This is a genomic window from Acetobacter sp. (genome assembly GCF_047721705.1).
Lineage (GTDB): Bacteria > Pseudomonadota > Alphaproteobacteria > Acetobacterales > Acetobacteraceae > Acetobacter.
On record NZ_JBDNXK010000143.1, the window covers coordinates 1 to 4929 of the forward strand.

Sequence of the window (4929 nt, forward strand, 5' to 3'; positions counted from 1 at the left end):
GTCTTGAAGACCGGGGAGAATGGCGTTGGCGGGCGGTTCAAGTATCAACGTACTCGAGCAATTCGAGTTGCATCCGGTGCTCGGTGGGCTGGGCGAGGCATTGCGCTTCAGTCAGGCGCCGCTGTTCATGATCGTGGCCTGTGCGCTGGTTCTGGCGTTCCTTTATTTCGGTATGAAGCCTGCTTCTGTGGTGCCTGGTCGCCTGCAGGCTGCTGCTGAGATTTGTTATGAATTCATTCATAACTTGGCCGTCGATACGATCGGGCCGGAAGGTGCGGGCTTTTTCCCGTTCATCTTCGCTCTGTTTTTCTTCATTCTGGCTGGTAACTACCTCGGGCTGATCCCGTTCTCCTACACCTTCACCAGTCATATCGCGGTCACGTTCGCTCTGGCGATGATGGTTTTCATCCTTTCGCTCGTCGTGTCGCTGAAGGTGCAGGGTTTCAAGTTTTTCGCTCACTTCATGCCTGCTGGCGCGCCAATTCTGCTCGCCCCGCTGCTGGTGCCGATTGAAATCCTGTCTTTTCTGTCACGTCCTGTCAGTCTCTCCATTCGACTGTTCGCCAACATGGTGGCGGGACATGTGATGTTTGATATCTTCGCAAGCTTCGTCATCATGCTCGCCGGTCTCGGTATTTTTGGTGATGTGCTCGCTGTTGGCCCTCTCGTGATCAATGTCGCGCTGATGGGTCTCGAATTGCTGGTTGGTGTGCTGCAGGCTTATGTGTTTGCCATCCTAACCTGCATCTATCTGCGGGAGGCCGTATCCCACTGACCGGTGGGATGACCCCGTCTGTTCGCGCTTCTTCGTCAAACTAAGGAAAACCAAAATGGACCTCGCTTCAGCTCGCGAAATCGGTGCCGGTATTGCTGTTATCGCTCTTGCCGGCGTTGGCATCGGCCTTGGCAACATCTTCTCCACGCTGGTAAGCAGCATTGCGCGTAACCCTGCTGCCCGTCCGCACGTGTTCGGCCTCGGTATGCTTGGCTTCGCTCTGACAGAAGCTGTCGCGCTTTTCGCTCTTCTGATCGCCTTCCTGATCCTGTTCGTCTGAGGACGGAGTAACCTCGTGCGTCATCCGGTTTTCCTGATTCGTCGCTCCCTTGCATGGGGAGTCTCGAGTCTGCCGCTCTTAGTGGCGGCGGCGCCCGGCGCGCACGCGGCGGGTATGCCTCAGCTTGACTTCCGCAATCCGCTCCTGACGGGGCAGGTTGTCTGGGGAGCTGGTATATTTCTCTTCTTCTATCTCGCTCTGCGGGGCTGGGCTCTGCCGCGCGTTGAGACGGTTCTCACGAACCGGACCCAGCGGATCAATGGTGATCTCGATCAGGCACATGCAGCGAAAGTCGAAGCTGACGATGCTGTCCGTGAACTGAACGAAGCCAAGAAAGCTGCGGCGGCAGAGGCTCAGGCTCATCTTGAGGCTGTTCTGAAGCAGGAACGCGAAACGGCTGCGGCACGTCTCGCCGAACTCAGCACGCGGCTTGATGCCGAGATCCATTCTGCGGAACAGGCTGTCGTGGCCGAGCGTCAGAAGGCTCTTGAGTCACTCAAGCCGATTGCATCGGAAGTGGCGCAGTCACTGGTGCAGAAACTGTCAGGTATTCAGCCTACGGGTGTTGCTGTTGAGACTGCGGTCAATCAGGCGCTGGCTCATGCTGCTGCACGTCAACAGACGATAGCGTGACGGGGAGGAAAAGTCGGTGACTATTTTTCAAGAAGCTGGCTTCTGGTACGCGGTATCGTTTGTCCTTTTCTTCGTCGTTTTCGGATCGAAGATATGGAAGCCGCTGACCAGTCTGCTTGATGCGCGCGCTGAACGTATCCGGGTTGAACTCGAAGAATCTGCCCGGTTGCGTCGCGAAGCGGAGCAGATGAGAGAAGACGCCATGCGTGAGCGTGAGCAAGCTTACGCTGAAGCGAGCGCGGTTGTCGAACAGGCCCGCAAGCATGCAGAAGATCTCGCGGCTAAGGCTCGTGTTGACGCAGAAGAAATGCTGCGTCGGCGTGAGCAGATGGCGCGTGATCGCATTTCGGCTGCTGAACGCGCTGCCGTTGAAGAAGTGCGCGCTGCCGCTGTGGAAGTGGCTTTTGAAAGCGCTCATCGCGTGCTGGCCGAAACACTTGATCAGAAGGCTGATGCTGCTTTCGTCGATAAAGCGATTGCCGATCTGCCTTCAGCTCTGACTGCTCCAGCTGTCTGAGAATTGTCATTGCTTTCGGATAAGAACAGAGTGCCGGTAGAAGGCCAGCAGGCTTCTGCCGGCACATTTGTCTTGAGCATTGTTGTTGCCGTTCTGAACGAACAGGAAAATATTCTTCCTGTCTGCAAGGAACTGGCAACAGTTTTACCATCATTACCGCCGTGCGAGATCGTGTTTGTTGACGATGGCAGCACGGATGGAACCGTCGAGCAGCTCAAACAGGTAAGAGCCTCGATTCCGGGGCTGGAGAGCCTGCGGATCCTTCGGCACGATCGACGGTGCGGAAAATCTTCAGCATTACGCACAGCCATTCGTCATGCACGCGGTCGATGGATTGCGACGATCGATGGAGATGGGCAGGACGATCCGCTTGAACTCGTTGCGCTCCTTGCTCTGGGGACTGAGGGCGAACAAAAGGGCCGCGCACCTCTGACAGTTGGCACGCGCCTGAAACGCAGCGATACGATCTGGCGTCGCATCGCCACGCGTTTTGCGAATGGTCTGCGTCAAAAACTTCTACATGATGGCTGCCCTGATACCGGCGCACCCATGAAAGTGTTTTTACGCGAAGATTTCCTGTGTCTGCCTTATTTTGAAGGCATGCATCGGTTCTTGCCAGCACTCTTCATAAGCTATGGCGTGCCACTGGTCTGCAAACCCGTGCATCATCGTTCCCGCCTGCATGGCCACTCCAAATATACAAATCTTGGCCGTGCCATTGTCGGTATCCGGGATCTACTCGGTGTGATGTGGCTCAGAAACCGGACACATCTTCCGAAAACAGTTCAGGAATGCTGAAAGACCTGACTCGCAACAGAACAATGCATCGGTTCTTGCTGCTTGTTCTGATGGGTTTTCTACTGCTTTTACCCGGCCGCGCCTCCATCCCGCCTTTTGATCGGGATGAGCCTCGCTATATGCAGGCCACGTCACAGATGCTGGAAACGGGCAATTTTGTTGATGTTCGCTTCCAGGATAAGCCACGTTATCTTCAGCCAGCCGGTATCTACTGGCTTGAAGCTTTGGCGGTTTCAGCTTCAGGCACCTTAAAACAGCATGCTGTCTGGGCGTATCGTGTGCCGTCTCTGCTGGCCATGACGGCCTCAATCGGCTTGACGGCGTGGATTGGCTCAATGCTGTTCGGGCCGGTGACAGGATTGTTCGCTGGCGCGTTGTTCGGCACTTCGGTTCTCGCTATGGCCGAAGGACGTATGGCGACGATTGACAGCACTTTGCTGCTGACCATCGTGCTGGCGGAACTCATTCTGATTTCAGTTGCGCAGGATCGGGAAAAAAACAGGGCCACTTCTTGTCCGAAAATCATCCTGTTCTGGGCCGTTCTTGGCTGTGGGCTGATGCTAAAAGGGCCCGTCGTGCTGATTCCGGGCCTTGGCACGCCGTTGGCATATGCCCTCATCAATCGGGATAAAAGCTGGATTGGTCGACTACGGCTAAGCTGGGGTTGGCTTATCATGCTGGCGATTGTCATTCCCTGGTGCATCGCGATCGGAATGGTAAGCCACGGTGAGTTCTTTCAGCGGGCCGTTGGCCGTAATTTTTTAGGTAAGATTGGGCATGGCCAGGAAGCCCACGGTGCTCCTCCGGGCTTCCATCTGGCCGTTTTCGGCTTAGCTTTCTGGCCGGGATCTTTTTTTGCCGTGGCTTCGCTTCCCTTTATCTGGATGAGAAGGCACTCATGGCAGATAAAGTTCTTACTATGCTGGATTATACCGCATTGGATTGTATTTGAATGTATTGCGACGAAACTGCCGCATTATGTTCTGCCCACTTATCCGGCTATTGCAATATTGACGGCATTTGCTCTGTGTCGTCCCCAAGAAAAATGGATATGGCCTAACAATCGTTGGTTGTATCGTGGAACCATTGTTTATGGTCTTGTGTGTTTTCTCATTGGTGTCGCACTTTCATTTTCTGGTATTGTTTTAAATATTGTAATTAAAGAAGCGATACCTTTCTCGGCATGGTTTTTGCCAGTAGCAAGCCTTCCGCTGCTCATTATGGCTTTCCGGTGTGTTCTCCACGGCGATCTGAAAAATGCAGCCATGAGTGCCATGTCGGCAGCAGCTACGATCTATCTGATCCTGTTTTCGAGCATCATTCCCGGCCTGAGACCCATCTGGCTTGCGCCACGTTTGGCAGCCATAGTCGAACGCCATGCTTCATGCCCCAATCCAGAAGTCGTCTCCAGCTCATTTTCCGAGCCTAGCCTGGTATTCCTCATGCATGGGAAAGTTATTCTGGATACGCCGGAAGTCGCAGCTACAGTAATCAGCAATAATCCCAAATGTGGAATGGCTCTTATTGCCCAGAAAGACTTTCCGACGTTTCTTACTGCAGCAAACAGCCATAAACTTCACCTGACGCAGTATGAACACACGGTCGGATTTAATTATTCTACGGGAAAATGGCTCGATATCGGCTTGTATGGAGTGGGTGCGCAATAAGGCGAGAGAGGTATATCAGGTGCTACCTCGTCTTCCCGACCAAGAGTGTCCTGCATTACGGACCACAGCAGGTATAGGTCACTATATACAAGGATATACTGACTATTAGATAGCGATATCTAGTAAATTGTGAGCGAAAAATGGCGCGCCATATTGGATTCGAACCAATGACCCACAGATTAGAAGATGTGGATAATATCATCTAATTATTTGATTTTATTTTCTAAATTGTGCTCTAAGCTTTTTCATTGTGCTAGAT

Annotated in this window: 6 protein-coding genes; all 6 read left to right on the forward strand. The window is 53.3% G+C overall.

What is annotated here, in order from left to right:
• Positions 1–25: 25 nt before the first annotated feature.
• Positions 26–775: a F0F1 ATP synthase subunit A gene (locus ABF824_RS15470; protein ID WP_415489873.1), complete on the forward strand. Its 750-nt coding sequence runs from the start codon at positions 26–28 to the stop codon at positions 773–775.
• 55 nt (positions 776–830) lie between these two features.
• Positions 831–1055, forward strand: coding sequence for an ATP synthase subunit C family protein (locus tag ABF824_RS15475; protein ID WP_010667433.1), 225 nt, complete (start codon positions 831–833; stop codon positions 1053–1055).
• 15 nt (positions 1056–1070) lie between these two features.
• Positions 1071–1688, forward strand: coding sequence for a hypothetical protein (locus ABF824_RS15480; protein ID WP_415489874.1), 618 nt, complete (start codon positions 1071–1073; stop codon positions 1686–1688).
• 22 nt (positions 1689–1710) lie between these two features.
• Positions 1711–2205, forward strand: coding sequence for a F0F1 ATP synthase subunit B (locus ABF824_RS15485; protein WP_415489877.1), 495 nt, complete (start codon positions 1711–1713; stop codon positions 2203–2205).
• Between the two features lie 72 nt (positions 2206–2277).
• Positions 2278–3003 (forward strand): glycosyltransferase family 2 protein, encoded by a 726-nt coding sequence (locus ABF824_RS15490; RefSeq protein WP_415489875.1) that lies wholly within the window; start codon positions 2278–2280, stop codon positions 3001–3003.
• Positions 2997–4670: an ArnT family glycosyltransferase gene (locus ABF824_RS15495; RefSeq protein WP_415489876.1), complete on the forward strand. Its 1674-nt coding sequence runs from the start codon at positions 2997–2999 to the stop codon at positions 4668–4670. The genes ABF824_RS15490 and ABF824_RS15495 overlap by 7 nt, the downstream gene beginning before the upstream one ends.
• Positions 4671–4929 lie beyond the last annotated feature (259 nt).

Bases quoted from the DNA above. Each gene is read 5' to 3' on its own strand.
- ABF824_RS15475 (WP_010667433.1), top strand. From the start codon at position 831: ATGGACCTCGCTTCAGCTCGCGAAATCGGTGCCGGTATTGCTGTTATC.
- ABF824_RS15495 (WP_415489876.1), top strand. From the start codon at position 2,997: ATGCTGAAAGACCTGACTCGCAACAGAACAATGCATCGGTTCTTGCTG.